Consider the following 26,514-nt stretch of genomic DNA (forward strand, 5'->3'; position numbering starts at 1 on the left):
TGGTTGACGTGGTCGGGTGATCGCCGCACCCTCGGAGGTGGGGGTGGTGGCGATGGGCAAGCGGATGTTGCGGGCGGGGACCCGGATCGGCGCTTGGATGTACAAGACGCTGGACGGGCGGTGGGCGAGTGGGAGCAAGGACGTGCATGTCCTGATGCTCACCACCCCCGGCCGCCGTACCGGCGTACCGCGGTCGACGTGTGTGCGGTACCTCGACACTCCCGACGGCGTGCTCGTCTGGGGCACCGGATCGGGCTCCCGCCGGGACCCGGACTGGTTCCGCAACCTGCGCTCGGCGCAGACCGTCGACGTACAGATCGGCGCCGTCCACACGAACATGCGCGCTCGGGAGCTGGCCGATCCCGAGCGGGAAACGGTGTGGACCGACGTGATCCTCCGCGAGGACCCGCGGATCGCCCGGTACGCGGCGAAGGCCCGGCGGACGATCCCCGTCGCCGTGCTGAAACCGGACTGACCCTCAGCCGGCCTTTGTCTCGACGACCTCAGGCAGCTTGAGCATGAGCATCTTCGCAGCCTGGACGAGATCGGCTTCGTTGTGGCCGAAGGCCTGGAGGTAGCTCCTCAAGGCGGAACGCAGTAGCTGGAGCTCCTCCGCCTGCAACTCGATGGTGTACATATCTCCAAGCTAAGTCCAAACCGGTCAGTTGGACCCGCCCGTGACCCACCTGTGTTGTCAGCCGCTCTTCTCAGGCGCTGTGGAGCTCCTCCGCGATCAGGTCGGGCTGGTGGGTTGTCGGCGCGACGGGCAGTCGCCAGTCCGGCGGCGCGGACCAGGACTGCCAGTCGTCGGAGAACGGCGACGTCCAGGCCTCGATGTCACGGATCGCGGCGTGCGCGTCGGCGACGATCCGCTCCGCCTCGGCCGCGGTGAAGCGCCCGGCGGTGACAGCGCCCTCCAACTCGTCCTCGTCCTTCCAGTCGATGCTGCGGTCCGGGTTGATCCAGAGGTCGAGCACATGATCGACGGTGCTGGTACGCCGGGAAGCCCAGTCGCGCACATGCTCACGCTCGAGATTCACGTACCACCCGCGGAAGGTCCCGTCCGCGCCCCAGAAGTACCAGACGGACCACGGCTTCCCGGGCGGTGACACCTTGAGGATCCCGGTCCCGTGCCAGATGTCGAGCTTCAGCACCCGGTCCGCGGTGAACATCGCGACCGGCCCGGCCTGTCGTGTCTCGCGTCCGTCGGTGAGCACCGGTTTGAGCAGCGGCGTCCCCGGCGCGAGCCAGGCGACCAGCCCGTCCGCGTCGTCACGCACGACCGTCATCGGCCGCACGTTCGGCTTGTCCGCGTGCTTTCCGGTGCCCTCGTACACCCACTCGATCGTCGTACCCGGCTCCCAGTACTCCGTCACTCCCTGGGTCATGCCCTGGGTCACGACTGTGCCGGCCGGGTCATGGACAGTACGTCGAGGGCCGCGTCCAGCTGCTCCTCGGTCAGGTCTCCCTTCTCGACGTGACCGTTCTCGATCACGACCTCACGGATCGTTTTCCCTTGTTTCAAAGCACTCTTGGCGACGGCGGCCGCGTTCTCGTACCCGATGTAGCGGTTCAGCGGGGTCACGATCGACGGTGACGACTCGGCCAGCGCGCGGGCGTGGTCGACGTTCGCCGTGATGCCGTCGACGCAGCGGTCGGCGAGCAGGCGCGAGCTGTTCGCCAGCAGGCTGATGGATTCGAGCAGGTTGCGCGCGATGACGGGCAGCATCACGTTCAGCTCGAAGTTGCCTCCGGCACCGGCCACGGTGATCGTCGTGTCGTTGCCGATCACCTGGGCGGCGACCATCAACGTCGCCTCGCAGATCACCGGGTTCACCTTGCCCGGCATGATGCTCGACCCGGGTTGCAGGTCCGGCAGCGCGATCTCGCCGAGGCCGGCCCGCGGCCCGGAACCCATCCAGCGCAGGTCGTTGCAGATCTTCGTCAGACTGACCGCAATCGTCTTCAGCTGCCCGGAGAGCTCGACCAGCCCGTCACGCGCGCCCTGCGCCTCGAAGTGGTCCTCGGCCTCGGTCAGCTCCAGCCCGGTCCGGCGGTTCAGCTCGGTGATCACCGCGGCCGCGAACCCGGGTGGCGTGTTGATCCCGGTCCCGACCGCCGTCCCGCCCAGCGGCAGTTCGGCGACCCGCGGGAGCGTCGCCCGCACACGCGCGGCACCGCGGCGGATCTGCTGCGCGTAGCCGTTGAACTCCTGGCCGAGTGTCACCGGGGTCGCGTCCATCAGGTGCGTCCGCCCGGACTTCACCACATCGGCGAACTCGGATCCCTTACGGGACAGGGAATCCGCGAGGTGCTCCAGCGCCGGCAGCAGCTCCTGAACCACACCGGCCGTGGCCGCCACGTGGATCGCCGACGGGAAGGTGTCGTTGCTGGACTGCGACGCGTTGACGTGATCGTTCGGGTGCACGTCCGCGCCGAGCGAGCGGGTGGCGAGGGTGGCCAGGACCTCGTTGGCGTTCATGTTCGTCGACGTACCCGAACCAGTCTGGAAGACGTCGATCGGGAACTCCGCGTCGAACTCCCCCGCGGCCACCTGGTCCGCGGCGGCCACGATCGCGGCCGACCGGTCCGCGTCGAGCACCCCGAGCGAGGCGTTCACGACCGCGGCCGAGGCCTTGATCTGCGCAAGCGCGTGCACGAGCTCCGGCGCCAGCGGCCGCCCGGAGATCGGGAAGTTCTCCACCGCGCGCTGCGTCTGCGCCCGCCACAACGCGTCCCGAGGCACCTTGACCTCGCCCATCGTGTCGTGCTCGATCCTGAACTCCGCGTCATCACCCATACCAAAAAGAGTACGTCGATCGCCGCTGTCGGAACGCCCTGATAGACAAGCTGTGGACAACGACACAACGGGAGGGGCAACGGGATGAAGTTCACCCAGACGTTCGAGATCACCCAGTGGGACCAGGCGGCGTACGACGAGGAGGGCACGATCCAGCTCGGCCGCGCGACGGTGGGAAAGACGTTCACCGGCAACGATCTCGACGGCACAAGCGCGGCCGAGCTGTTGATGGTGGGGACGACCGACGGTCCGGCGGCGTACACCGCGGTCGAGCGGTTCACCGGAGCGCTGGGCGGGCGGAAGGGTTCGTTCGTGATGCTGCACGGTGCGACTGCCGACGAGACGTCGTCACCGGGCCGGATCGTCGCCGCGGAGGGCGACCTGGCCGGGCTGACCGGCACGATCGTCTACGAGCACGACGAGCAGGGCGCCCGCGTCACTGTGGACTACGAGCTGCCCTGATAGACGTAGTACAGCTCGGGGCGGCCCTGTAGTTCGACCGGGACGGGTGTGACGTCGCAAGTGCCGAAGACCGCGCTGACGGCTGCTTCCAGGGCGGCTGACGCGGACGAAGACCAGATGGTCAGCGCGCCGCCGGGGCGGAGCTTGGTGCGGCATGTGATCAGGAATCCGGACGAGTAGATGGCCGAGTTCTCGTTGTAGACAAGGAAGTCCGGGCCGTTGTCGACGTCGAGCAAGATGGCGTCGACGGACGCCGCGGGGAGGTCCGTGACGACAGCCCGCACGTCACCGACGACCACACCGACCCGAGCGTCGTCCAGGATCGACGGGACCAGGCCTGAGCGCATCCAGGACACCACGTCCGGCTCGATCTCCGCGACAATCACCTGACCGAGGCGGGAGTCGGCCAGCAGCGCACGGACCGTGTACCCAAGTCCCAGGCCACCGACAAGCACCCGGTCAGGGTGACGCACCGCCTCCAGCGCAGCGGACGCCAGCAGCTCCTCGCTGGACGTCTCCTGGTCGTCCATCACGAAGACGCCGTTGACCCGCAACTCCAGTGCCCCGTCGTCGCGTCGGCGCAGCACCAACTCGCCACGCTCACTGCGCGCCCGCGCCAACTCCGTCACGCGAACATCCTCCCCTACCTCGTTACGTCCGAAGATCTGTGGGTGATCGCCCTCAGACCTTCGGACGTAAGGGTGAGTTCTCCACAGAAAGGAAACTGGCCTGTGGGAGAGGGGTGGGTTCGCGGCACGTTGTCGACGTGACGGACAGCAGATGTACAGGAACAGGACAGTGCGGGCATTGCGTGGCGCGCCGCAGGCGTCGGCAGCTGCGGGACGAGGCCCACAGGTTGGCCGCCGGGCAGGGTGGCGTCGTGTCCAGATCTCAACTCGTTGGACTGGGAGTCAGCCGTTGGCAGGTCACCGCGGAACTGCGGGCGCGGCGCTGGGCGGCGCACCGGCGGCAGACCATCGCGACGCATACGGGCGAGCTGTCGGAGTTGGCGACCTGGTGGTCGGCGATCTTCGAAGTCGGACCCGGTGCTGCGCTCGACGGCTCGTCGGCACTCCGCGCGGCAGGTTTGCGCGGGTTCGCCGACGTCCTGCACGTGTCCACGCCAAAATCGTCGCGGCCGCGCCGGCCACGCGACGTCGTCGTCCATGAAACGCGCCGCCGGCAGCCGGGGGATCTGGTCCAGGTCGGCCTGCCACGCGTCCGGCCACCGATCGCCGCCGTCAGAGCCGCCCTCTGGGCACGTTCGGATCGGCAGGCCGCCCTCGTGCTCGCGATGTCGGTGCAACAGCGGATCACCACCCCCGAGGCTCTGGCCACAGCATTCTCCGCAGTACGGCGACATCGCCGGCGCGGCCTGATACGTCAGGTACTTTCCGACCTGGCCAAAGGCGCACAGTCGATCGGTGAGCTCGAGTTCGCCCGCCTGTGCCGTGACTACGGCCTTCCGGAACCGGATCGGCAAACCCTGCGACGGGGCAGGAACGGCGTCTACCACGTGGACTCCGCGTGGACGCCGTACGGCGCTGTCGTGGAGATCGAAGGACTCCACCACCTGGAGGCCGAGCAGGCCATGGCCGACGCCAGCCGGCAGAACGAACTCACGATCGGCAACGATCGAGTCCTCCGGATCCCGGTGATCGGCCTCCGCCTGACCCCAGATCACTACATGGGCCAGGTAGCCGATCTCCTCATGTCCTGCGGCTGGCGCCCAGAACCACAACGTCCGAAGATCTGTGGGCGATAACCCTCAGATCTTCGGACGCAACCTGACGGGTCAGTACCAGCCCTTGGCCTGGGAGTGGCCCCAAGCGCTGCAGGGGGAGCCGTACGTGGCTTCGATGTAGTCGAGGCCCCACTTGATCTGAGTGACCGGGTTGGTCCGCCAGTCCTTGCCGTACGCCGCCATCCGGTTGCCGGGGAGCGCCTGCGGGATGCCGTACGCCGTCGACGTCGGGTTGTCCGCGCTGACCTTCCAGCGGGACTCCTTGTTCCAGAGCTTCTCCAGGCAGCTGAACTGGCTCTGGCTCCAGCCGTGGTCGGGGAGGAGGTTCATCGCGACCTCCTTCGGCGTGCCCTCGTACTTCTTCCGCTCGGCGTCCCGGCTGGCCCGCTCCTCGCTCGACGAGCGCTGGGCCTCGCGCAGTGCCTGATAGCGAAGCAAAGCGGCGTTCTTGGCCTTCATCTTCACCGTGGCCGCGTCCTGCAGGGCAGTGCGCTGCTGCTCGACGGCCTCGACCTGGTTCCGCATCCGGACCGCCTCGGCGGCGATCTCGGCGGCCGACTGCGGCTTGGCCGACGGTGTGGTCGCGGAAGGGATGGCCTTCCCACTGTTCAGCACGGCCATCTCGGCCCGCCCGGACACCTTCTCCGACGCACTACTGCTCCCAGGAGAGCTGAAGAGGTCGATACCGGCGACAACGGAAACCACGGCGATCCCGGTCACTGCGAGAATCGCGACGGAGCGCTTCGCTTTCATCTGTCCTTCCGAGAAAACCCGACCCCCGTCGGCTGCAACGAGAACATACTCTGGCGTAAACCGTCCGTGATCACAAGCAGGTCACGGACGAACGGTGCGGTCGCCGCGTGGCGACCGCACCGTTCTTACCTTTGCTTTACAGACGCTTATTACCTAACCGTACGAACACTCCTTACAACTGCAGGTCGTCGAGCATCTCGGTGACCAGCGCCGCGATCGGCGACCGCTCCGAGCGGGTCAAGGTGACGTGCGCGAACAGCGGGTGCCCCTTCAACTGCTCGACCACCGCGACCACACCGTCGTGCCGGCCGACCCGCAGGTTGTCCCGCTGGGCCACGTCGTGGGTGAGCACCACCCGCGAGTTGGCACCGACCCGCGACAGCACCGTGAGCAGCACGTTCCGCTCCAGCGACTGCGCCTCGTCGACGATCACGAACGCGTCGTGCAGCGACCGCCCGCGGATGTGGGTCAGCGGCAGCACCTCGAGCATGCCCCGGTCGATCACCTCGTCGATCACGTCACTGCTGGTCAGCGCGCCGAGCGTGTCGTACACGGCCTGCGCCCACGGCCCCATCTTCTCGGCCTCGCTGCCCGGCAGATACCCGAGCTCCTGCCCGCCGACCGCGAACAGCGGCCGGAAGACGATCACCTTCTTGTGCTGGCGGCGCTCCATCACCGACTCCAGGCCGGCGCACAGCGCGAGCGCGGACTTACCCGTACCGGCGCGACCGCCGAGCGAGATGATCCCGACGTCAGGGTCCAGCAGCAGATCGAGCGCGACCCGCTGCTCCGCGGAGCGGCCGCGGATCCCGAACGCCTCCCGGTCGCCCCGGACCAGCCGGATCCGCTTGTCCGGCATCACCCGGCCGAGCGCGCTGCCGCGGTCGGACAGCATCACCAGCCCGGTATGGGTCGGGAACTCCCCAGCCTCCGTCAGCTCGACCGAGCCGTTCTCGTACAGGTCGTCGACGACGTGCGTCTCGACCTCGAGCTCCGCCATACCGGTCCACCCGGACTCGAGCGTCAGCTCGGCGCGGTACTCCTCGGCGACCAGGCCGCAGGCCGACGCCTTGACCCGCATCGGCAGGTCCTTCGAGACCAGCGTGACGTCCTTGCCCTCGGCCATGAAGTTGCAGGCCACGGCAAGGATCCGGCTGTCGTTGTCGCCGAGCCGGAAACCAGCCGGCAAGGTCTCCGGGTCGGTGTGGTTCAGTTCGACCCGGAGAGTTCCACCCTTCTCCCCCACTGGCAGGGGCGCGTCCAGTCGTCCGTGCAGTATCCGGAGCTCATCGAGCAGGCGTAACGCCGTACGTGCGAAGTAGCCGAGTTCCGGGTGATGCCGTTTGGCCTCCAATTCGGTGACGACGACCACCGGGACGACCACCTCGTGCTCGTCGAACCGCAGTAACGCATGCGGGTCGGAGAGGAGCACCGAGGTGTCCAGCACGAAGGTGCGCTGGTCCGGTGTTGATGAGGTACTTGACGCCTTGGCGTGGATGGCCATGTCGCACGTCCTCTTCTAGGCCGTGACGTACACCCTCGCCCCGGCCCGCCAGTGGTTAGGTGATGGGTCGGGTTCCGCCCTCGGGGTCCGGTGTTGACCCCGTCCGTGCCGCCGCGCGAGCGGCAACGGCGATCAGCGAGCTCGAGACCTGAGGTCTCGGGTACTCCGTTCGGCCCCTCATGGGGCAACCGGCTGGATCGAGATTCTCAAACTGATCGGGCCTCCCGTGACAGCCGGCTTCCCCTCCGACCGTCAATGTCAGGGTAGGAGCCTCCTGCAAACTGCGCAGCCCGACACGCCCGGCCACGGGGTTAACACGGTGTTACGCCTTCCCCCCACCCGGGGGAGTCGCGTCCCTCCGCCGGGTGATCCGGTACGGCGAGTCGCCGGGCGAGGCTCGGTGCATGACGAAGAACTGGCCGACGTGGACCGGGTACGCGACCGCGCTCTGGTCCCTCGTGTACGGCGTACTCGGGCTCTACTGGGCCTTCGGCGGCGCCGGCTACCCGTTCGCGCGGGTCGCCGACGATCAGTCCTCTTCGTCGATCCTGGAAGGTACGCCGGTCCACGTGGTCGCTCCCGTGATGGCGGCGATCGGGCTCGGCGGCGCCGTACTCGCGCTCGTGATGACCCGGACCAGGGCGCGCGGAACGATCCTGCAGGTGATCGCCGCCGTACTCGCCGTCGGCCTCGCGCTCGTCATCCCCGACTACACGCTGATCGCGGTGGTCGCCATGGCCCCGGCGCTGATCGTGTTCGCGTTCACCGGCGTACCGGGGCCGCAGGACGGCGTCGGCGACATCCTGTACTGGCACCGCGTGAACCTGATCATCCTGTTCGTCGGCGGCCTGCTCTGGGCGGCGACCGCGCTCGCCTACCACCGGCGCAGCCGCAACGCCTGCGTCTCGTGCGGCCGGGGCTCCCACGATCCGGCCTGGATGCGACCGGAGGCCGCGCTCCGGTGGGGCAAGTGGGCGGTCGCGGTCGCCGTGGGAGCGAACCTGCCGTACGAGTTCACCCGGATCGCCTGGTACCTCGGCCGGCCGGTCGGCATCACCGACGAGTTCCACCAGATGATGGCCGACACGCCCGGCATGCTCGAGATGGGCCTCGGGCTGGCTGTGATGGGCCTGGGCGGAGGCGTCCTCACGCACGGCCTGGTGCACCGGTGGGGCGAGATCTACCCCCGCTGGATCTGGTTCAAGGCGGGCCGGCGCGTCCCGCCTCGCCTCGCCATCATCCCGGCCTCGATCGTCGCCGTCGTACTGATCCCAGCCGGCCTGATGAACACCCAAGCGCCACTCCGCGGCGACCTGTGGGCCATCAACGGCCCCGGCATCCTCTGGATCCTGTGGGGTACGGCGCTGGGCGTGGCGACGTACGCGTACTACCTCAGGCGTCGCACCACCTGTACACGCTGCGGCCGAGGAACTCCGCCGGCCGTGCAGCTCACGTCCCGAAGCGGCGCTCGCGTTGCGCGTAGCTTCGGATGGCGCGGAGGAAGTCGACATGACGGAAGTCCGGCCAGAGCGCCTCGCAGAAGTAGAACTCACTCAGCGCGCTCTGCCAGAGCAGGAACCCGCCCAGGCGCTGCTCACCCGACGTCCGGATGACCAGATCGGGGTCGGGCTGGCCCTTGGTGTAGAGGTGCCGCGCGATGTGCTCCACGTCCACGCGGTCGGCCAACTCCTCGATGGAGATGCCCTTCGCGGCCTCCTCGAGGAGGAGCGAGCGGACCGCGTCGGCGAGCTCGCGACGTCCGCCGTACCCGACGGCGACGTTGACGAGCATGCCCTGGACGTCCTGGGTGTCCGTCTCCGCCGCTTTCAGCGCCTCGGCGGTGGTGCCGGGCAGCAGGTCGAGCGCGCCGACCGGGTGGATCCGGTAGCGGCCGATCGCGGTCAGCTCCTCGACCGACTGCTCGATGATCCGCAGCAGCGGCTCCAGCTCGTCGGCCGGGCGCGTCAGGTTGTCGGTGGACAGCATCCACACCGTGACCACCTTGACGCCGACGCCGTCGCACCAGTTCAGGAACTCGGAGATCTTGTTCGCCCCGGCCTCGTGGCCGCGCGACACCGGGTCGCCGACCTGGCGGGCCCAGCGCCGGTTACCGTCGATGATGACCCCGATGTGCCGCGGGATCCGGTCCGGCGACAGCGATCGGGTCAGCCGCCGCTCGTACAGGCCGTAGACCGCGTCGCGCAGCTTCTGCTTGCCAGGTGTCCGCATGGGCAGGGTGCTCTCCTCGAAGACTCTCGGTCACGAGGCTAGCCCAGAAACGCCCGGCACGAGAGGCCCTGGAGTGGCTCACAGAAAGCTGCCAGAAAGGTCGAACTTTCTTCGAAGTTCGTGCATCGTAAACGTGGGCGTGCTGCACCACCCGGGTGACTTCGCCTACATTTCATCCTTCTGAACCATTGAACCTACGGTTGCGTAGGTTACGGTTGCGTAGGTATGGACCGCCCGGAGAACCCCGAAAGGACGGCGATGACCGCTTCCAGCGCACAGCCCCAGGAACTCGGTCACCAGCTCTCCGGGCGACTGGGCCCGCTCAAGCCCAAGCTCCGCGGGTGGTTGCACGCCGGTACGTTCCCGTTGGCCACCGCCGCCGGCATCGTGCTGATCTGCCTCGCACCGCACGCGAACGCACGCTGGGCGGCCGCGGTCTACACCGCCGGATCGATGCTGCTGTTCGGCATCTCCGCGCTGTACCACCGCTTCTACTGGGGCCCGACCGGCGAGGCGATCCTGCGCCGGCTCGACCACAGCAACATCTTCCTGCTGATCGCCGGCACCTACACGCCCCTCGGCATGGTGCTGCTGCACGGCAACGACCGGCTGCTGATGCTCAGTCTGGCGTGGGGCGGCGCGGCGCTCGGCATCCTGTTCCGGATCTTCTGGCTCAGCGCGCCACGCTGGATCTACACCCCGCTGTACCTGGCGCTGGGCTGGGTCGCGATCTTCTGGATGGGCGACATCTACCACGCCGGCGGCGCGGCGGTCGTCACCCTGATCGCCGTCGGCGGCGGCCTGTACTCGATCGGCGCCGTCGTCTACGGCACCAAGCGCCCCAACCCGTCCCCCCGCTGGTTCGGCTTCCACGAAATCTTCCACGCCTTCACAGTCGCCGCCTTCATCTGCCACTACATAGCCGTAAGCATCGCCACCTACCACGCCGGCTAACCCCCGCCGGGGCCCACGCCCGCCCCCGCGCGGGGCCTGTGAACAAGCAATAGCTTGTCCCCAGCCCCAGGAGCCGGTGCACATCTGCCCGCCAAGCACCCGCGCCCGTCGAACACCCCGCGCCCCGGCGAAGCCGGCCACAAACAGCCGCGCCGAAGGCGTGACCGCTCTACGCCAAGCGCCCACCGGAGACACCCGGCGGGGTCCAGGAACAAGCAATAGCCTGTCCCCCGACCCCATCCCCTGTCCCCGGCGCGATCCAGCCTTGTTGTGCGGAACATTTCTGCCACCAGCTGCAACAAATGTTCCGCAAACAGCCCCGGCCGACTCGGCATTCACCCGGCGGAGCACCCCGACCGAACGCACATCCGTCCGCCTACCACCCGCGCTCATCAACACATCCCGCGCGCCGGCGAGGCCGGCCAACAAACAGCCGCGCCGAAGGCGTGACCGGTCTACGCCGGCGCCCACCGGAGACACCCCATGGGGTCTGGGATAGGCAATTGCTTGTGCCCGGAGCCCATCTCCTGTCCCCAGTGCGATCCAGCTCGGTACTGCGGAACTTTTCTGCCACCGGGTGCAACATTTGTTCCGCAAACAGCCCCACCGAGCGCACATCCGCCCACCTTGCACCCGCGCTCATCCATACATCCGCGCACCGGCGGAGCCGGCCGACAGGCAGCCGCGCCGAAGGCGGGAACGCTCTACGCCGGGCGACCACCGGAGACACCGGCGGGGTCTGGGGATAGGCAATTGCTTGTCCCCGGACCCCATCTCCTGTCCCCGGTGCGATCCAGCTCGGCACTGCGGAACTTTTCTGCCACCAGGTGCAACATTTGTTCCGCGAGCGGGGTGGTTACGGGGTGGTGCCTAGTTGGTGGAGGGTTTGGCGGAGGTGGGTGTAGCGGGTGGGGCCTAGTTGGGTGGACCAGGATTGTTCTACTCGGGCGATGGCGGCTCGGCTGAAGGCGACTGCTTCGTCGCCGAGCGGCGTACGGCGGACCAGGCGGACTCGGCGGTCGGCGGGGAGGCGGGCGGACTCGGTGTAGCCGAGTTTCTGCAGGTAGTCGACGTGCTGGCCGAGGCCCTGTTTGGTCATCGTCGCGATCTCCGCCAGGTCGGTGATCCGGGCGCCGTCGGGCGGGATCAGTTCGAGCAGGCGGTAGTGCGAGACCCGGAGTCCGGGGAACTGTTCCTCGGACGTGGCCAGGATCTCCGACCGGATCCGTCGCAGCGCCAGCCCGAGCAGCGCGGCGATGTGATCGGCCCCGACCCGGGGATCGTCGTTGACGGAAGTCATAAAGCAACTTTACTATCACATCAGTAAGGTGACTTTACTTCCGTGGGGGGAACATGATCACCGGACTGGAACCATTGGGCCGGGACGCGTTGGGGGAGGAGGACCTGGCCGCGCTCGTGCGGACGATCACCGGGGATCCGGCGGCCGTCGCGGGCGCGGTCCGGGTCGAACCTGTCGACTACCCGATCGGTACGCCGAGCACCGAGTCGCTGCAGCGCGTCTTCGGTACGACGCTCGACGGCGCCGACTGGTCGTGCTTCGTGAAGAAGCTGCAGTCCGTCCGGCACTCCCCGATCATCGAGCTCGTGCCCGTGGAGTTCCGGCAGAGCTTCATCGACTACATGCCCTGGCAGTTGGAGATCGCCGTCCACCAGAGCGGCGTCGGCGACCTGATGCCGCCGGGCCTACGACTGGCGCACGCCTACCGGATGGACGTGTACGACGACGACCGCGCGACCCTGTGGATGGAGAACGTCATCCAGGAATGGGGCCCGTGGCCGATGGACCGCTTCGAGCGGGCGGCGTACCTGCTCGGCCGGTTGTCAGCTCGCCGGCAACCCCATCTCGTAGAGCCCCTGCTCGACCGGGTCGTCTCCAGCACCCCCGGTACGGCGCTGAGGTACTACGCCGGCGGCCGCGTCATGAAGTCGGCGCTACCGGCGCTGACCGACCCGGAGACCTGGCGGCACCCACTGCTGAGCGCAGCGGTCTGTCACCTGGGCGACCACCGTCTACGGGACGACCTGCTCGCACTGGGCGAGCGCGTCCCCGCCGTACTCGACGCACTCGAGGCGTTGCCGCAGTGCTACCAGCACGGGGATGCGAGCCCGCAGAACCTGCTGGTTCCGCATGACAGTCCGGACGAGTTCGTGGCGATCGACTGGGGGTTCGACTGCCCGCAGGCGGTCGGGTTCGATCTGGGGCAGTTGCTGATCGGACTGGCCCACGCGGGCGAGCTCGCGCCGGAGGCGTTGCCCGCAGTACACAAGGTGATCTTGAAGGGGTTCCAGGAGGGTCTCGCAGCGGACGGCCTGCAGGTCACCGAGGAGGAGGTTCTCTACGGGTACCTGGGGTCGCTGCTGATCCGGGCGACGTTCACCGCGCTGCCGTTGGAGATGTTCGGCACGCCCAACGCTCCACTGGAGCTGTTCGAGCAGCGGGTCCAGCTGACCCGTGTGCTGGTCGACCTGGTTTCCCCTGTCGTTTGACGCGATCACATTTCAGTCGTGTCACAGCTGCAACGAACTGCGTCCTAACGGGTATCCATGATGCGTGAGGAACCTGAGCAGATACGCAGCAGCAACCGTCATCGCAAGCTTCGTGCTGACCGGATGCGGAAGCGAATCCGGCGCCGGAAGCCCAAGCACCCCGTCGCCCACCGCCCCGACCCTGCCGACGGCGTCGGTGACGCAGTCGACGCCGGTGGGTACCGGTCTGCCGCTCACCGTGTCCAGAACCGGTGGGTTCGCGGGTTTCGACGACCAGGTGCAGATCGGCACCGACGGCGTCGCGACCGTGAGCAAGCGCGGCAAGGAAACCATTCGGTGCAAGCTCGATCCGAGCCTGCTGACGACCATCACCACGGCCGCTCAGCAGGTCGACTGGGCGAGCCTGGTCGCGGGCAAGCCGGCCACGAAGCACCCCGACGACATGATCGTCGCGGTCTCGGCGAACGGCCGCACCGCGCGCATCGAGGACCCGAAGGTGAAGCCGCTGGCGGCCCCGGTGACTCAACTGCTCACCGAAGCCGCCATCCCGCCGGGCAAGCTCTGCAAGCAGATCTAGCTCGCGGTCAGGGCTACGTCGTCGATCACGAAGCTCGTCTGCAGGGAGGAATCCTCCTGGCCGACGAACTTCACCGTGACCGTCTTTCCCTTGTACTGCGTGACATTCAGCGTTTTCTGCACGTACGACGTGCTCTTGTTCAGGTTCGAGTACGTCGCCAGCGTGGTCGCGGTGGACCCGTCGACGATCTGCACCTTGACCGTGTCGTACACCGTGGAGCCCGTGGTCTCAGCGGTGTCGATCCGGATCCACAACGACAACGCCGCCGCTGTCGCCGTACCGGGGATTGCGACCGACTGCCCGATGTTCTCGGTAGTGCTGCGGCCGTTCCCCTGCAACCACGCCTTGTACGAACCGGCGTGCGCCGGGCGTGACGTGCTGTTGGTGATGACACCGGTCGTCCCGGTCCAGTTCGCCGCACCGGACTCGAAACCCGGGTTCTGCAGCAGGTTGTCGCCGGTCGGGGGCGGCCCGCCGGTGTAGTCCTTCTGCGCGTACGTCCAGATCATGTGGCCGATGGCATCGATCTGGCGGTCCAGCGAGGTCAGGTCCAGGTTGTTGATGTTGTCGCACGACCGGTGGTAGCACGGGTCGTACGCCTGGCCTGCAGTACCTCCCCACTTCGTCGCCTGGGCGGACGTCTTGGTGCCCTCGGCGCCGGAGAACGTACCGGCCGTTGGAATCCCCAACGAACGGAACGCCGCGTGGTCCGAGCGGCCCTGGACGTCGATGAACTCGGTCTGCACGCTCTTGCCGGTGAAGTACGTCACCAGGTCGTCACGGGCGCCGTTGCCGGCCGGGTTGTCGTCGTATACGAAGTACCCCGGGTTCGGCGACGCGATCATGTCGAAGTTCAGGTAAAGCTCGATCTTGTCCCGCTCGGCGGCGGGCAAGTTGTTCACGTAGTACTTCGACCCGAGCAGCCCGAGCTCCTCGGCACCCCAGAACCCGAACCGCAGCCGGTTCTTGGGCGTCTGACCACTGGCAGCGTAAGCAAGTGCGGTTTCGAGTACGCCGGCGCTACCAGAGCCGTTGTCGTTGATTCCCGGACCGGAACTGACGCTGTCCAGGTGCGAGCCGGCCATCACCACATGGGTCGCGTCGCCGTGCGGCCATTCCGCGATCACGTTGTACGACGTACCAGCCGAGGTGCTGAACGACTGCAGGGTCGTGGTGTACCCGGCCGCGTCCAGCTTGGCCTTCACATAGTCGGCCGAAGCCTTGTACCCGGCCCGGCCGGTGTACCGGTTACCGCCGTTGCTGGTGGCAATGGACTGCAACTGGTCCAGATGGGCCTTGGTGTTGGTGACAGAGATATCGGGCGAGTCGGCCGCGACCGCGCTGTTGCCGGTGGCAAGCAGTGTGGCAGCGACGAGCACTACGCCGAGTCCAGGGACAAGGGACTTGCGCATGGTGGACCTCCTTCGGGCAAAGGAAATCCGGGGCGCGCGGGCCTGGGCGGAAGGCCTCGCACGCCCCGGACGATTCACCGTGAGCTCAGCTCGCGGTCAGGGACGTGTCGTCGATGACGAAGCTGGTCTGCAGGGAGGAGTCCTCCTGGCCGACGAACTTCACTGTGACGGTCTTTCCCTTGTACTGCGTCACGTTGAGCGTCTTCTGGACGTACGACGTGTTCTTGTTCAGGTTCGAGTACGTCGCCAGCGTGGTCGTGGTCGACCCGTCGACGACCTGTACCTTCGCCGTGTCGTACACCGTCGAGCCAGTCGTCTCGGCGGTGTCGATCCGGATCCAGAACGACAGGGTGGCGGCGGTCGCCGAGGCCGGGATCGCGACCGACTGGCCGACGTTCTCGGTGGTGGAACGACCGTTGCCCTGCAGCCACAGCTTCCAGGTGCCGGTCCGCGCCGGGCGACCGGTGTTGTTGGTGATCGGGCCCGAGGTGCCGGTCCAGTTCACCGCGCCGGACTCGAAGCCCGGGTTCTGCAGCAGGTTGTCGCCGGTCGGCGGCTCCGGGTCGGTGCCACCGCCGCAGGCGGCCGCGCCGGCCGGGACCGAGATGCCGGTGAACGCGGCCTCGATGCCCTTGCACTGCGCCGAGTCCGCGCCGTACAGCTCCTTCGCGGAGTTGATCGCACCCTCACGGGCGTCCTTGTAGGTGCTGCCCGAGCTCAGCTTGGTGCTCAGCGTGCGGTACCAGACCTTGGCGGCCACGTCGCGGCCGATGCCGGTGATGGTGGCGCCGTTGCAGGCGGTGCTGCTGTGCGTCACGCCGCCGATGACCTTGCTCCCGGTGCCTTCCGACGCCAGGTAGAACCAGTGGTTCAGCGGGCCGGACGAGTAGTGCGGGTCCAGGCCACCGGTGCTGGTCGACCAGCAGTCCACGCTGCGGCCGTCCTTCGAGGGCTTGTCCATGTAGCGCAGCGGCGTGCCGTTGCCGTTGATGTTGATCTTCTCGCCGATCAGGTAGTCACCCGGGTCGGACGAGTTGTTGGCGGAGAACTCCACCGCCGTACCGAAGATGTCGGACGTCGCCTCGTTCAGGCCGCCCGCGTCGCCGGAGTAGTCCAGGTTCGCGGTCGCCTCGGTGACGCCGTGGCTCATCTCGTGACCGGCCACGTCGATCGACGTCAGCGGGTGGGTGTTGCCGCTGCCGTCGCCGTACGTCATCTGGGTGCCGTCCCAGAACGCGTTCACGTAGGCGTTGCCGTAGTGCGTGCGCGAGCGCGCGCCCTGACCGTTGTTGAAGATGCCGTTGCGACCGTGGACGTTCTTGTAGTAGTCCCAGGTCAGCTGCGAACCGTAGTGCGCGTCCACACCGGCGGTCTGGCGGTTCGACGCGGCGCCGGTACCCCAGGTGTCGTCGGCGTCGGTGAACGTCGTGCCGTTACCGGAGGTCGAGCCGTTCAGGTCCGTGGTGTAGTTGCCGCCGCGGGTCGGGTCGGTCATCGTGAAGCTGCCCGACGTACCGATGCTGACGGTGCCGGAGTACATCGAGTTGCCGGTACCGGTCTTGACCTCGTCGTCCTGCGCCAGCACGGCACCGGACTTGGCGTCGACGAACGAGTGCAGCACCGACGGGGTCTGGTCGGCCTTCACACCGGTGGTCACCACCTCGTACGCGAGGACGGGCTTGCTCGGCGTCACGAAGACGACCAACGCACCCTTGTTGCCGGTGGCCTTGAACTTGGCCGCCTGCGCGCCCTTGGTGAGCGCCGCCGACTGGGACAGAGTCGGCTTGGTGGCGACGGCGACCGATTTGGCGCCGCGGTTGTACGTGACCTGCCCGACCGACTCGCCCTTGCGCTTGACGATCAGGTCGCCTCCGACGACCTTGAGGCCGTTGAAGGTACGGTCGTAGCGGACGTACTCGGTGCCGTCCGCGTCCTTGACCACGTCGCGGACCTTGAGCTGCTCGCCGGTGCCAAGGCCGAGAGCGGCGGCCGTCTGCGCGGTCAGCGCCTGTTCGGCCTGAACGGCTGCCGGCTGGTTGAAGCCGGATGCCGGGAGCGGAGCCGTCCGGTCGGCGGCACCCGCGTTCGAAGCGGTGAACGTCGTGGCAAGACCCGCTGCCGCGACTATGGCCACCGCCCCTGCTGATGTCAGTCGTTTCAAGACAACATCTCCTCACGGTGTGGTCGCTGTTTGGGCGCAGCGACCGAATTCAGTTGGGGACACCGGATGTGACGCAACAGTGCCACTGCCTCATCTGTGACACTTCGTGTCGGAACATGCGAGTTCTGTTACATCCGACTGAGGACCGACTGTTGCGGTCCGCTCGCCGCGCGTCAAGGGATTCCGGCGAAACCGCAGGGAAAACCCGCACCCGGGAGGGCCTCAGTCCGTAGGGCGCAACTCCCGACGAAGGTGTTCCGGCAACGTCACGGGCAGCCGGCAGGTGAATTTCTGACATACATATGCCGCCGGCCGACCGTCGACCAGGTCCCGTCCGGCCATCAGCGGTACGGCGGAACCGGGCGCGCCGGCCGCGATCGGCGTACCCCAGGGCGCGTCGGCAAAGGCGACCCGCAAAAGCTCCGGCGAGTCCCCGGCGATCGCGATCTCAAGTGGGCCGGTGGCGATGGTTTCGGCGACCGCGAGAGCCCGGCCGGCGAAGCGGGGCGCGCGCTGTGCGATGGCGGACGAGGCCTGCAGCGCCTGCTGGGCCGCGGTCTCATACCGGTCTGATCCAGTCAGGCTTGCGAGCGTGGCGAAGGCCTCGGCGGCGAGACTGACGCCCGACGGGGTCGCATTGTCCGTCGCGTCCTGCGGCCGCCACACCAACTGCTCGGCGTCCGCGGCCGTGTCGAAATAGGAGCCATCAGCAACAAACTGCTCCAGAACCCTGTCCAGCAAGGCCTCCGCGACCCGATACCACTCGACATCGCCAGTCGCGCCCAGCAAGGTCAGACAGCCTTGAGCGACCGCCGCATAGTCCTCGAGTACGCCGTCCGCACTCCCCCGCACACCGTCCCGCGACGTCCGGTACAACCGCGCGCCGTCCAGATGTACGTCGCGGATCAAGCGGGCCGCTTCCTCCGCGGCCTCGACGTACTGCGGCTTGCCGAGCACGACTCCGGCGCGGGTGAGTGCCGTGATCGCCAGACCGTTCCACGCGGCCACCACCTTGTCGTCGCGGCCCGGGTAGGTACGACTGCTTCGCGCTTGCTTAAGCGCTTCACGTACCCGGTTCCACCGGTCCAGGTCATCCGGGTCCTGCCGGAGCTGGAGGACCGACGTACCGTGCTCGAAGGTTCCGGTCACGTCGCAGAGGTCGATGACCCAGTCGGCGTCGTCCCCGACGGCTTCACGGAGTTGCTCGGGCGTCCAGGCGTAGTACTTGCCCTCCTCGCCGTCGGTGTCGGCGTCGAGGGCGGACGCGAAGCCGCCTTCGGGCGTCCGCAGCTCGGCGAGCAGGAAGTCGGCGGTCTCCTCGGCGATGCGCTTCGCGAGCGGGTCACCGCTGATCGTCCACCAGTGCGTGTAGACGTCGAGGAGCAGCGCGTTGTCGTACAGCATCTTCTCGAAGTGCGGGACGATCCATTGGCCGTCGACGGAGTACCGCGCGAAGCCGCCGGCGAGCTGGTCGTACATCCCGCCGCGGGCCATCCGGTCGCAGGTGTGGGCGACCATCGCCAGCGCGTCCTCGTCGCCGGTCCGGCGGTGGTGGCGGAGCAGGAAGTCGAGCACCATCGACGGCGGGAACTTCGGGGACCGCCCGAAGCCGGCGTCGACCGGGTCGAAATCGACCTTCAGCAGCTGGACAGCCTGCGCCAGATCGAACGCCTCCTGGCCCGGGGGCTGCTGCGCGCCGAGCTGCTCGACGACCCGCTTCCCGATCCCGTCGAGCTGCTCACGCCGGTTCTGCCACGCGTCGGTGATTGCCTCCAGCACCTGCCGGAACGACGCCATCCCGCCGCGGGAATCCTTCGGAAAGTACGTCCCGCAGAAGAACGGCTCCCCCGCCGGCGTCAGGAACACTGACATCGGCCAGCCGCCCTGCCCGGTCATCGCCACCGTCGCCGCCATGTAGATGGCGTCGACGTCCGGCCGCTCCTCCCGGTCCACCTTCACGCTCACGACATGCTCAGCCAGGTACGCCGCTGTCTCGGCGTCCTCGAACGACTCGTGCGCCATCACGTGACACCAGTGACAGGCGGAGTACCCCACCGACAGGAAGATCGGCACGTCCCGCTCACGGGCCTCGGCGAACGCCCGCTCGGACCACTCCCGCCACTCCACCGGATTGCCCGCGTGCTGCCGCAGGTACGGACTGGTCGACTGTCCGAGCTCGTTCGCCATGCCCCCACCGTATGCGTCCCGTGGAATGACCCCGACCGGGTGGCAGTTGAATGGGAGCATGCCCGTCCACCCACTGCTCGCGAGCCGCTTCAGCCCTCTCTTGTTCGACCCCGACTGGACGGTCACCGAGGAGGACGTCGAACTGCTCCTCGACGCCGCGCGCTGGGCGCCGTCCGCGGGCAACTCGCAGCCCTGGGCGTACTTCGTCGCCCGCCGCGACGAGCCCGACCACAAGCGCATCGTCCGGCACCTCGCCCCCAGCTCGGCCCGCTGGGCACCGAGCGCGTCACTGCTGATCGTGACGATGGCCCACCGGTACGTCGAGGACACCGACTGGGCGTACTCCGACTTCGCCGACTACGACCTCGGGCAATCGGTCGCGCACCTCACCCTGCAGGCCCACGCCATGGACCTCGCCTGCCGCCAGTTCCGCGCCTTCAACCTCGAAACCCTCACCACCGACCTGAACCCCAGCCCCGGCTGGCACCTCATCTCCATGATCGCCGTAGGCCGCCCCGCCGAACCCCGCCCCCCAACCCGCGACCGCCGCACCACAACCGACCTACAAACAGCCCCTTGGCACTAAACCGTCTGGGACAGAGCTACTGAGAGGCCTAGGGCTAGGGCCATGATCAGGAGTTCGACGCCTACGATGCGCCAGAACGGGCGGCCTGAGTCGAGTAGGTCGGTGTTGGAGCGGCTGCGGTGGAGGGCGGCGAGGACGATCAGGAGTAGGAACGCGGCTACCTTTACGAGCAGCAGGGTGCCGTACGCGTCTTCGGTGAGGACGTCGACGATCGAGCCCCAGCCGCCGCCTTTCGCGGCGAGGCGGCCGGCGGCGCTGATCAGGCCGCTGATCAGTACGGCGATCGCCGAGATGAAGGCGACCTGGCCGTACCGTTCCAGCACGATCGGCAGCCCGGTCCGGCTCGCCCGCCCGTAGCGGACCAGGCCCGCGAGCCCGCCGACCCAGGTCGTCGCGGCGATCACGTGGATCACCAGGGCTGCTCCGGCGAGTACGACGTACGACTCGTTCCTCGGGTACGCCGTGACCGCGGTCGGGACGAGTGCGGCGATGGCGACCAGTACGCCGAGCGCCGCAGCCGAGGACGTCTGCACCCGGCGGATGCCGATCGCCAGCGCGAGGACGAGGATGCCGGTGATCAGGAGCGCCTTCACCTCAGGTACGCCGAGCGCGTCGTCGAGCCGTAGCCGCAGCAGTCGCACCGGCGTGTTGAGCAGGAGCGCCGCCGTCACGATCGCGCCCACGAACGCGCACACCGCCCAGATGATCGCCGAATTGCTGGCGTCCCGGACCGCGCGCCGGCCCTGCACTCCGAGCGGTCCGCCCTCGATCCGCAGCAGTACAACCGCCGCCAGCAGCGCACCTGCACAGCCGACCGTGGCCAGCGTGGAGATCAACCGGAACAGCGGCAGCAGCCAGGAGATGAACGCGCCTGGACCACCGATCCCGCCGGCGTCCTGCGGCTCGCTGTCGGCGGCGTACAGCGCCACCACCAGCGCCGCCGACGCGATCAGGACAGCACCGACCCCACCCGCGACCAGGCGTCCGGGCATGCGATGCCGGGCGGCGCGGGTCGCGGTCACCGGAGGATCAGGTCGTGGGCACCATTCAGCACGCGGCTCACTATAGGGTCAGCCGGAGGTGGGCTGCCCAGTCCGACACCATCTCGTGACCAGGGTGTTTCCAAGCTCCCAGGAATCAGTTACAGCACTGACATGGCGTCAGTGCTCAGAGTGTTCCTTGGGATCACTCGGAGCCGAGGTCTGGGTCGGCTCCGAAGTCGTCGGCGCTGCATCGGTAGCCGGGGACGGCGAGTGGTCCTGACTCGCTGGGGCGTCTGACGGTGCTGGGTCGCCCGCACCATCGCGATCGAAGTCGATCCGCTTCAGCTGCTTGCCCATGTTGCGCACCAGCAGCACCGTGGCGGCACCGAGAGCGAGCACGATGAGCAGCGCGACCCATCCCGGCTTCACGACGTTGGGGTCGATCTCGGCCGTCTGAAGGGAGATCATCGCTGTCACGCCACCATTCTCTCATTGTCCGCAGCCCCCGTCAGTGCAGCCCCGCGAACAGATCGTTCTCGGGCAGCTCCGACTCGACCAGACTCCGCGCCAACTCGTAGTCCTCGGTCGGCCAGGCCGCCTGATGCACCTCGAGCGGTACGGCGAACCACGCGCCGTCCGGGTCGATCTGCGTGGCGTGCGCGAGCAGCGCCTTGTCCCGCACCTCGAAGTACTGCGCGCACTCGACCCGGGTGGTGATGCGGCGCTCGTTCTCCGGGTCCGGCTTCCAGTCCTTCAGGCGATCGGCGTACGGCGACTCCAGGCCGCGCGCGAGCATTCCGTCGTGCAGCGCCTTCATCCGCTCGTAGTGGAACGTGTGGTGGTAGTACAGCTTGAGCGGCTGCCACGGCTCGCCGAGCTCCGGGTAGGCGTCCTTGTCCCCCGCCGCCTCGAACGCGGCGACGGTGATCGTGTGGCACATGACGTGGTCCGGGTGCGGGTAGCCGCCGTTCTCGTCGTACGTCGTGACGACCTGCGGGCGGAACTCGCGGATCAGCTTCACCAGCGGGGCGGCGGCGTCCTCGACCTTCTGCGCCGCGAAGCAGCCCTCCGGGAGCGGCGGCAGCGGATCACCCTCCGGGAAGCCGGAGTCCACCCAGCCCAGCCACTCCTGCCGGATCCCGAGGATCTCGCGGGCCGAGTCCATCTCCTTGCGGCGGATCTCGGTGATGTTCGCCAGCACCTCGGGACGGTCCATCTTCGGATTCAGGATCGATCCGCGTTCCCCACCGGTACACGTGGCGACCATCACCTCCACGCCGTCAGCGACGTACCGGGCGGTCGACGCGGCGCCCTTGCTCGACTCGTCGTCCGGGTGGGCGTGCACATGCAACAACCGAAGATCTCCACTCACAAGACACAATGGTCCTCCAACGCATGCGAAAACCCACGACCGACCCCCTGGACACCCTTGTGACCGAGTCTTCTGCCGCCGCTCCGACCTCCGATCTGAACGCCCGCTACGGCCGCGGCGGGCGGTCCCGGCGGCCGTTGCTGATCGGCGTCGTGGGCGTGGTCGTCCTGGCCGGGCTGACCTGGCTGATCTGGGTGGCCTGGGTGCAGTCGAACCCGCCGGTGACCTCGCAACTGCAGGGATTCGAGGTCGTCTCGCCGACGAGTGCGAAGGCGACTCTCAAGGTGGAGCGCAGCAAGTCGGTGGAGGCGAACTGCCGCCTGCAGGCGAAGGCCGCGGACTTCTCGATCGTCGGCGAGGTAACGGTCACGGTCCCCGCGGACGCACCCCGTCACCAGGTCCTCCCGGTGACCCTGACAACGCAACGCTCAGCAACCTCGGTCGTCCTCGTCGGCTGTACGACGGCGGACCAGCACCGCCCCCGCTGACGCCGGCCGGAGCCGCGACGTACCTGACGCGGCAACCGATTACCGGAACGGCCGGAATTCCTCGCCAGCAAACGTTTTCCAAGCGTTTGGGACCGGCGAGAGCCCCTGCGTATTCGGCCGTCTCTTGCTACGCTCGATTGATTGGTCGCCGTCGACGACGGCGGCCAGCAGCATTTTCCTGCCCATCCCACCGACACAAGGAGCAGCCCGTGACGCAGAAGATCGACGAGGACAGCGTTGTCTGGCTGACGCAGGACGGTTACGACCAGCTGAAGTCCGAGCTCGAGCACCTCAAGGGCCCTGCCCGTGCCGAGATCACGCAGCGGATCAGCGAGGCCAGGGACGAGGGCGACCTCAAGGAGAACGGCGGCTACCACGCCGCCAAGGACGAGCAGGGCAAGATCGAGGCGCGGATCCGGCAGCTGGAGGACATGCTCCGCCGGGCCCGGGTCGGCGAGACCCCGAAGGCCGGCGGCAAGATCGAGCCCGGCATGAAGGTGTCCATCAAGTTCGCCGGTGACGACGACGTCGAGACGTTCCTGCTCGGCTCCCGCGAACTGCTCGCCCTGGACGCGTCGGTCGACATCGACGTCTACTCGCCGCAGTCTCCGCTGGGCGCCGCGATCCTCGGCAAGAAGAAGGGCGACAAGGCCAAGTACGAGGCTCCCAACGGCAAGGACGTGACCGTCGAGATCGTCGCCGCGGAACCCTTCACCGGCTGACCCCACCAAGCTCCCGAAGCGCCCCGGTGGACAGCCACCGGGGCGCTTCGTCGCTTCAGTGGGCGGCGGGAGCGAAGAGCTCGAGCTGGATGTTGTCCTGGTCGCGGAAGACCAGGACCGAGGCGTACGGCTCGTCGGCGATCGGCGACTGGGTCAGCGGCTTGTCGGCGGTGTCGGCACGGACGACGCCGTGCGCCTCCAGATGGTCCTGCCACTGTTCGAGGTCGGCCCGCGAGTCGACCGCGAAGCCGGCGTGGTCGAGGCCGGTGACGGTCTCGGTGGACAACGCACCGTCGTTGGTCTCGTGGTGGTGCAGCGCGATCATCAGCTGATGGTCCGCGTCGGCGAGGATCCGTCCGACACCGCCGGGATGCGGTACGTCGATCACCGGGTGGACTCCGAAGACTTCGCCGTACCACCGGACGCTCGACTCCAGGTCGGTCACGGTCAGGGCCAGATGGTGCAGCTTGACGTGGGTGAGTGCGGTCATGATTCCCCCTTGCTGTGCGTGGAGTTCCCGCCCGCGTACTGGGCGAGGAACATCCGGGTCACGTCCTCGACGAGCCGGGTCCACCGGTCGCCGTCCGGGTCGTTGGAGATCTGCTGGCCGACCAGGCCGACGGTGATGGCGGTCCAGATGTCGAGGTGCCGTGGATCGTGCACGCCGTTGCGTGCGAGGAGCTCGCGCGTCACCGCCAGGGCGCTGACGGCGAGCTCGTAGGACTCGGGCGACGGGGTGAAGCCGGGCACCGAGTGCTGGAAGAGCAGCTGGTACCGAGGGACGTCGGACACGCAGAACGTGACGAACGCCCGGGCTTCGGTCAGCAGGTCCTCTTGTGGGTCGTCCGTCGCCGGCAGTGACGCCTTCAGCTCGACGAACGACTGTGCGGCCTGCGCGAACATCGCGTCCAGGATGGCGTTCTTGGACTCGAAGTACGCGTACAGGGTCGGTGTGGTGATGCCCGCCCGGCGAGCCAGTTCACGCAAGGACAGGGCGGCCAACCCGTCGTCGCGCATCAGTTCCCACGCGGCGGTGAGCACGTTGGCCCGCGCACTCTCCCGTCGCGCCTCGCGCCAGTTCCCGGCCGGTTTCTTTAACACAGTTCGAATTATTTGTACGCTGTATAAGTCTTGTCAATGCCCAGTGGCACTCCGGTACTTGCGGACTGCGAGTGGGGCGAAGATCGCGATGATCACGGCGCACCAGATCAGGGACAGCCAGACCGGGTGCTGGGCCGGGAAGCCGTCGGGGCTGGCGAAGGGGGACGGGTTGCCGAACAGGTGCCGGCAGGCCGCGACGATCGACGAGATCGGGTTCCACTCGGCGACCGGTTGCAGCCCGCTCGGCAGCTGCGGCGTCGGGACGAACGCGTTCGACAGGAACGTCAGCGGGAACAACCAGATCAGCCCGGCCGACGCCGCCACCTCGGGCCCGCCCACGGACAGCCCGATCAGCGCACCGACCCACAGCATCGCGAACGCGAACAGCAGCAGGATCGCGAACGCCGCCAGCGCCTGGCCGAAGCCGTTGTGCCACCGCCAGCCGACGAGGAACCCGCAGAGCACCATGATCAGCATCACGAACGCGTTGAACACCAGGTCCCCGACCACGCGGCCGGCGATCACCCCGGACCTTGCCATCGGCAACGACCGGAACCGGTCGATGAGCCCCTTGGACATGTCGTCGGCCAGCCCGACGCTCGCCGACGCGACCGCGAACGCCATCGTCTGCGCGAAGATCCCGGACATCAGGAACTCCCGGTACGCGCGCGCCCCGGGGAAGCCCGGGATCGGGATCGCGTTCCCGAACACGTACGCGAACAGCAGCACGAACATGATCGGCTGGATGGTCGCGTAGATCAGCATGTCCGGCGTCCGCGGGATCCGTTTCAGGCTCCGCCACGCGAGCACCCCCGCGTCCGACAACGCCCGGCCGATCGGGTTCACCCGGGCCGGCAGCTCCGCACTCACAGCGACTCCTTCTCTTCGGCCTCGTGCCCGGTCAGGGTGAGGAACACATCGTCCAGCGTCGGGCGCCGCAGCCCGATGTCGGCGATCCGGATCTCGGCGGCGTCCAGCGTCCGGATCACGTCGACGAGCGAACTCGAGCCGCCCGGCGCCGGCACGGTGAGCCGCCGGGTGTGCTCATCGAGCGTCGTCGACTCCGGATCCGCGATCCCGAGCGCGCTGGTCAGCAACTCCAGCGCCCGCACGGTGTCGCCCGGATCGTGGACGACGACCTCGATCCGCTCGCCGCCGACCTTCGCCTTGAGCTCGTCCGCCGTACCGCGAGCGATCACCGAGCCGTGGTCGACGACCGCGATGCTGTCGGCCAGCTCGTCGGCCTCTTCCAGGTACTGCGTGGTGAGCAGGATCGTGACGCCCTCGCGGACCCGGTCGCGGATGATCTGCCACAGGTCGAGCCGCGAGCGCGGGTCGAGACCCGTGGTCGGCTCGTCGAGGAACAGCACCTTCGGGTGCGCGATCAGCGATCCGGCGAGGTCCAGCCGGCGCCGCATGCCGCCGGAGTACGTCTTCAGCGTCCGGTCGGCCGCGTCGGTCAGATCGAACGTCGCGAGCAGTTCCTCCGCCCGCTGCTTGGCCTGCCGGCTGCTCAGCCGGTACAGCCGGCCGAACATCCACAGGTTCTCCCGGCCGGTGAGCAGTTCGTCGACCGCGGCGTACTGCCCCGACAGCCCGACCAGCGACCGGACCGTGTCCGCCTCCTTGACCACGTCGTGCCCGAGCACCCGCGCCGAACCCGCGTCGGGCCTCAGGAGCGTGGTCAGCACCCGAACGGCCGTGGTCTTGCCCGCCCCGTTCGGCCCGAGCAGGCCGAGGACGGTCCCTTCCGGCACGTCGAGGTCGATCCCGTCGAGCGCCTTGACTGTGGACTTTCTGCCTTTGAACGTCTTGACGAGGCCCGATGCCTCGATTGCAGCCATCCGAACGTCCCCCTTCTGGATGTGACGCAGGCCACCATCCTGCCCGAGAACGCCGACAATTTCACTCCCAAATTATATTGAGTCTGATGGACTCAACTTTCTTGACAGTTGAGTCGACACGGCTCAA

The 26,514-nt window shown here is 67.9% G+C and carries 27 protein-coding genes; 9 read left to right on the top strand and 18 right to left on the bottom strand.

Features of this window, described 5'->3' with window-relative positions; translation table 11 throughout:
• Positions 1–16 precede the first annotated feature (16 nt).
• Entirely contained in the window at positions 17–475 is a 459-nt protein-coding gene (locus OHB24_RS02635) for a nitroreductase/quinone reductase family protein (protein ID WP_327637306.1), read from the top strand.
• A 3-nt stretch (positions 476–478) separates the two neighbouring features.
• On the opposite strand, the gene OHB24_RS02640 is transcribed toward OHB24_RS02635, so the two are convergent.
• The 3 genes from OHB24_RS02640 to OHB24_RS02650 form a co-directional block, all read right to left on the bottom strand.
• Positions 479–637 (bottom strand): hypothetical protein, encoded by a 159-nt coding sequence (locus OHB24_RS02640; RefSeq protein ID WP_327637307.1) that lies wholly within the window; start codon positions 635–637, stop codon positions 479–481.
• Positions 638–707: 70 nt separating this feature from the next.
• Positions 708–1,388, bottom strand: a complete 681-nt coding sequence (locus tag OHB24_RS02645) for a DUF402 domain-containing protein (RefSeq protein ID WP_327637308.1) — start codon at positions 1,386–1,388, stop codon at positions 708–710.
• Positions 1,389–1,396: 8 nt separating this feature from the next.
• Positions 1,397–2,800: a class II fumarate hydratase gene (locus OHB24_RS02650; protein WP_327637309.1), complete on the bottom strand. Its 1,404-nt coding sequence runs from the start codon at positions 2,798–2,800 to the stop codon at positions 1,397–1,399.
• A gap of 84 nt (positions 2,801–2,884) precedes the next feature.
• Between OHB24_RS02650 and OHB24_RS02655 the strand changes: the two genes are divergently transcribed.
• Positions 2,885–3,262: a DUF3224 domain-containing protein gene (locus OHB24_RS02655; RefSeq protein ID WP_327637310.1), complete on the top strand. Its 378-nt coding sequence runs from the start codon at positions 2,885–2,887 to the stop codon at positions 3,260–3,262.
• On the opposite strand, the gene OHB24_RS02660 is transcribed toward OHB24_RS02655, so the two are convergent.
• Entirely contained in the window at positions 3,247–3,891 is a 645-nt protein-coding gene (locus OHB24_RS02660) for a hypothetical protein (protein ID WP_327637311.1), read from the bottom strand. The genes OHB24_RS02655 and OHB24_RS02660 overlap by 16 nt on opposite strands.
• 251 nt (positions 3,892–4,142) lie before the next feature.
• Here OHB24_RS02660 and OHB24_RS02665 point away from each other — a divergent pair, with 251 nt between their 5' ends.
• Positions 4,143–5,027: a hypothetical protein gene (locus OHB24_RS02665; protein WP_327637312.1), complete on the top strand. Its 885-nt coding sequence runs from the start codon at positions 4,143–4,145 to the stop codon at positions 5,025–5,027.
• 30 nt (positions 5,028–5,057) lie between these two features.
• Here the strand turns inward: OHB24_RS02665 and OHB24_RS02670 are convergent, their stop codons facing one another.
• From OHB24_RS02670 to OHB24_RS02680, 3 genes are all read right to left on the bottom strand, one after another.
• Complete coding sequence (locus OHB24_RS02670) at positions 5,058–5,759, bottom strand: hypothetical protein (protein ID WP_327637313.1); 702 nt, start codon at positions 5,757–5,759, stop codon at positions 5,058–5,060.
• Positions 5,760–5,931: 172 nt separating this feature from the next.
• The gene (locus OHB24_RS02675) at positions 5,932–7,263 is read right to left on the bottom strand and encodes a PhoH family protein (protein ID WP_327637314.1); all 1,332 of its coding nucleotides are present in this window, start codon (positions 7,261–7,263) and stop codon (positions 5,932–5,934) included.
• A 1,449-nt stretch (positions 7,264–8,712) separates the two neighbouring features.
• Entirely contained in the window at positions 8,713–9,492 is a 780-nt protein-coding gene (locus OHB24_RS02680) for an isoprenyl transferase (RefSeq protein ID WP_327637315.1), read from the bottom strand.
• Between the two features lie 258 nt (positions 9,493–9,750).
• On the opposite strand from OHB24_RS02680, the gene trhA reads away from it, so the two are divergent.
• A complete protein-coding gene (gene trhA / locus OHB24_RS02685) occupies positions 9,751–10,446 on the top strand; it encodes a PAQR family membrane homeostasis protein TrhA (RefSeq protein ID WP_327637316.1) in 696 nt (231 codons plus the stop codon).
• Between the two features lie 856 nt (positions 10,447–11,302).
• Here trhA and OHB24_RS02690 read toward each other — a convergent pair.
• On the bottom strand, positions 11,303–11,746 hold the full coding sequence (locus tag OHB24_RS02690; protein ID WP_327637317.1) for a MarR family winged helix-turn-helix transcriptional regulator: 444 nt from the start codon (positions 11,744–11,746) through the stop codon (positions 11,303–11,305).
• A gap of 53 nt (positions 11,747–11,799) precedes the next feature.
• Here OHB24_RS02690 and OHB24_RS02695 point away from each other — a divergent pair, with 53 nt between their 5' ends.
• On the top strand, positions 11,800–12,954 hold the full coding sequence (locus OHB24_RS02695; protein WP_327637318.1) for a phosphotransferase: 1,155 nt from the start codon (positions 11,800–11,802) through the stop codon (positions 12,952–12,954).
• A gap of 64 nt (positions 12,955–13,018) precedes the next feature.
• Positions 13,019–13,531 carry a hypothetical protein gene (locus OHB24_RS02700; RefSeq protein WP_327637319.1) on the top strand — a complete coding sequence of 171 codons (513 nt, stop codon included), beginning with the start codon at positions 13,019–13,021 and terminating at the stop codon, positions 13,529–13,531.
• Here the strand turns inward: OHB24_RS02700 and OHB24_RS02705 are convergent.
• From OHB24_RS02705 to OHB24_RS02715, 3 genes are all read right to left on the bottom strand, one after another.
• On the bottom strand, positions 13,528–14,943 hold the full coding sequence (locus OHB24_RS02705) for a M28 family metallopeptidase (RefSeq protein ID WP_327637320.1): 1,416 nt from the start codon (positions 14,941–14,943) through the stop codon (positions 13,528–13,530). The two genes, OHB24_RS02700 and OHB24_RS02705, sit on opposite strands and share 4 nt — an antisense overlap.
• 85 nt (positions 14,944–15,028) lie before the next feature.
• A complete protein-coding gene (locus OHB24_RS02710; RefSeq protein WP_327637321.1) occupies positions 15,029–17,077 on the bottom strand; it encodes a M4 family metallopeptidase in 2,049 nt (682 codons plus the stop codon).
• A gap of 249 nt (positions 17,078–17,326) precedes the next feature.
• Positions 17,327–19,291 carry a thioredoxin domain-containing protein gene (locus OHB24_RS02715; RefSeq protein ID WP_327637322.1) on the bottom strand — a complete coding sequence of 655 codons (1,965 nt, stop codon included), beginning with the start codon at positions 19,289–19,291 and terminating at the stop codon, positions 17,327–17,329.
• Between the two features lie 58 nt (positions 19,292–19,349).
• Here OHB24_RS02715 and OHB24_RS02720 point away from each other — a divergent pair, with 58 nt between their 5' ends.
• A complete protein-coding gene (locus OHB24_RS02720; protein ID WP_327637323.1) occupies positions 19,350–19,877 on the top strand; it encodes a nitroreductase family protein in 528 nt (175 codons plus the stop codon).
• Here OHB24_RS02720 and OHB24_RS02725 read toward each other — a convergent pair.
• The 3 genes from OHB24_RS02725 to mca all read right to left on the bottom strand — a co-directional run bounded on the left by OHB24_RS02725 (position 19,874) and on the right by mca (position 22,232).
• Entirely contained in the window at positions 19,874–20,899 is a 1,026-nt protein-coding gene (locus OHB24_RS02725) for a copper resistance D family protein (RefSeq protein ID WP_327637324.1), read from the bottom strand. The genes OHB24_RS02720 and OHB24_RS02725 overlap by 4 nt on opposite strands.
• Before the next feature lie 138 nt (positions 20,900–21,037).
• Positions 21,038–21,337, bottom strand: coding sequence for a hypothetical protein (locus tag OHB24_RS02730; protein ID WP_327637325.1), 300 nt, complete (start codon positions 21,335–21,337; stop codon positions 21,038–21,040).
• 31 nt (positions 21,338–21,368) lie between these two features.
• Positions 21,369–22,232, bottom strand: a complete 864-nt coding sequence (mca, locus tag OHB24_RS02735) for a mycothiol conjugate amidase Mca (protein WP_327637326.1) — start codon at positions 22,230–22,232, stop codon at positions 21,369–21,371.
• Positions 22,233–22,291: 59 nt separating this feature from the next.
• On the opposite strand from mca, the gene OHB24_RS02740 reads away from it, so the two are divergent.
• A complete protein-coding gene (locus OHB24_RS02740; RefSeq protein WP_327637327.1) occupies positions 22,292–22,720 on the top strand; it encodes a DUF4307 domain-containing protein in 429 nt (142 codons plus the stop codon).
• Between the two features lie 209 nt (positions 22,721–22,929).
• The gene (greA, locus tag OHB24_RS02745) at positions 22,930–23,442 is read left to right on the top strand and encodes a transcription elongation factor GreA (protein ID WP_130384156.1); all 513 of its coding nucleotides are present in this window, start codon (positions 22,930–22,932) and stop codon (positions 23,440–23,442) included.
• A gap of 55 nt (positions 23,443–23,497) precedes the next feature.
• Here greA and OHB24_RS02750 read toward each other — a convergent pair whose 3' ends face one another.
• Genes OHB24_RS02750 through OHB24_RS02765 form a run of 4 tightly spaced genes read right to left on the bottom strand, consistent with a single transcriptional unit; the run spans position 23,498 to position 26,387 of the window.
• Positions 23,498–23,932 (bottom strand): VOC family protein, encoded by a 435-nt coding sequence (locus OHB24_RS02750; RefSeq protein ID WP_327637328.1) that lies wholly within the window; start codon positions 23,930–23,932, stop codon positions 23,498–23,500.
• The gene (locus OHB24_RS02755) at positions 23,929–24,543 is read right to left on the bottom strand and encodes a TetR/AcrR family transcriptional regulator (RefSeq protein WP_327637329.1); all 615 of its coding nucleotides are present in this window, start codon (positions 24,541–24,543) and stop codon (positions 23,929–23,931) included. The genes OHB24_RS02750 and OHB24_RS02755 overlap by 4 nt, the downstream gene beginning before the upstream one ends.
• A 33-nt stretch (positions 24,544–24,576) precedes the next feature.
• Entirely contained in the window at positions 24,577–25,413 is an 837-nt protein-coding gene (locus tag OHB24_RS02760; RefSeq protein WP_327637330.1) for an ABC transporter permease, read from the bottom strand.
• Positions 25,410–26,387, bottom strand: coding sequence for an ATP-binding cassette domain-containing protein (locus OHB24_RS02765; protein WP_327637331.1), 978 nt, complete (start codon positions 26,385–26,387; stop codon positions 25,410–25,412). Before OHB24_RS02765 ends, OHB24_RS02760 begins: the two co-directional genes overlap by 4 nt.
• Positions 26,388–26,514: the final 127 nt, after the last annotated feature.

The sequence above is a fragment of the Kribbella sp. NBC_00482 genome (assembly GCF_036013725.1).
GTDB lineage: Bacteria > Actinomycetota > Actinomycetes > Propionibacteriales > Kribbellaceae > Kribbella.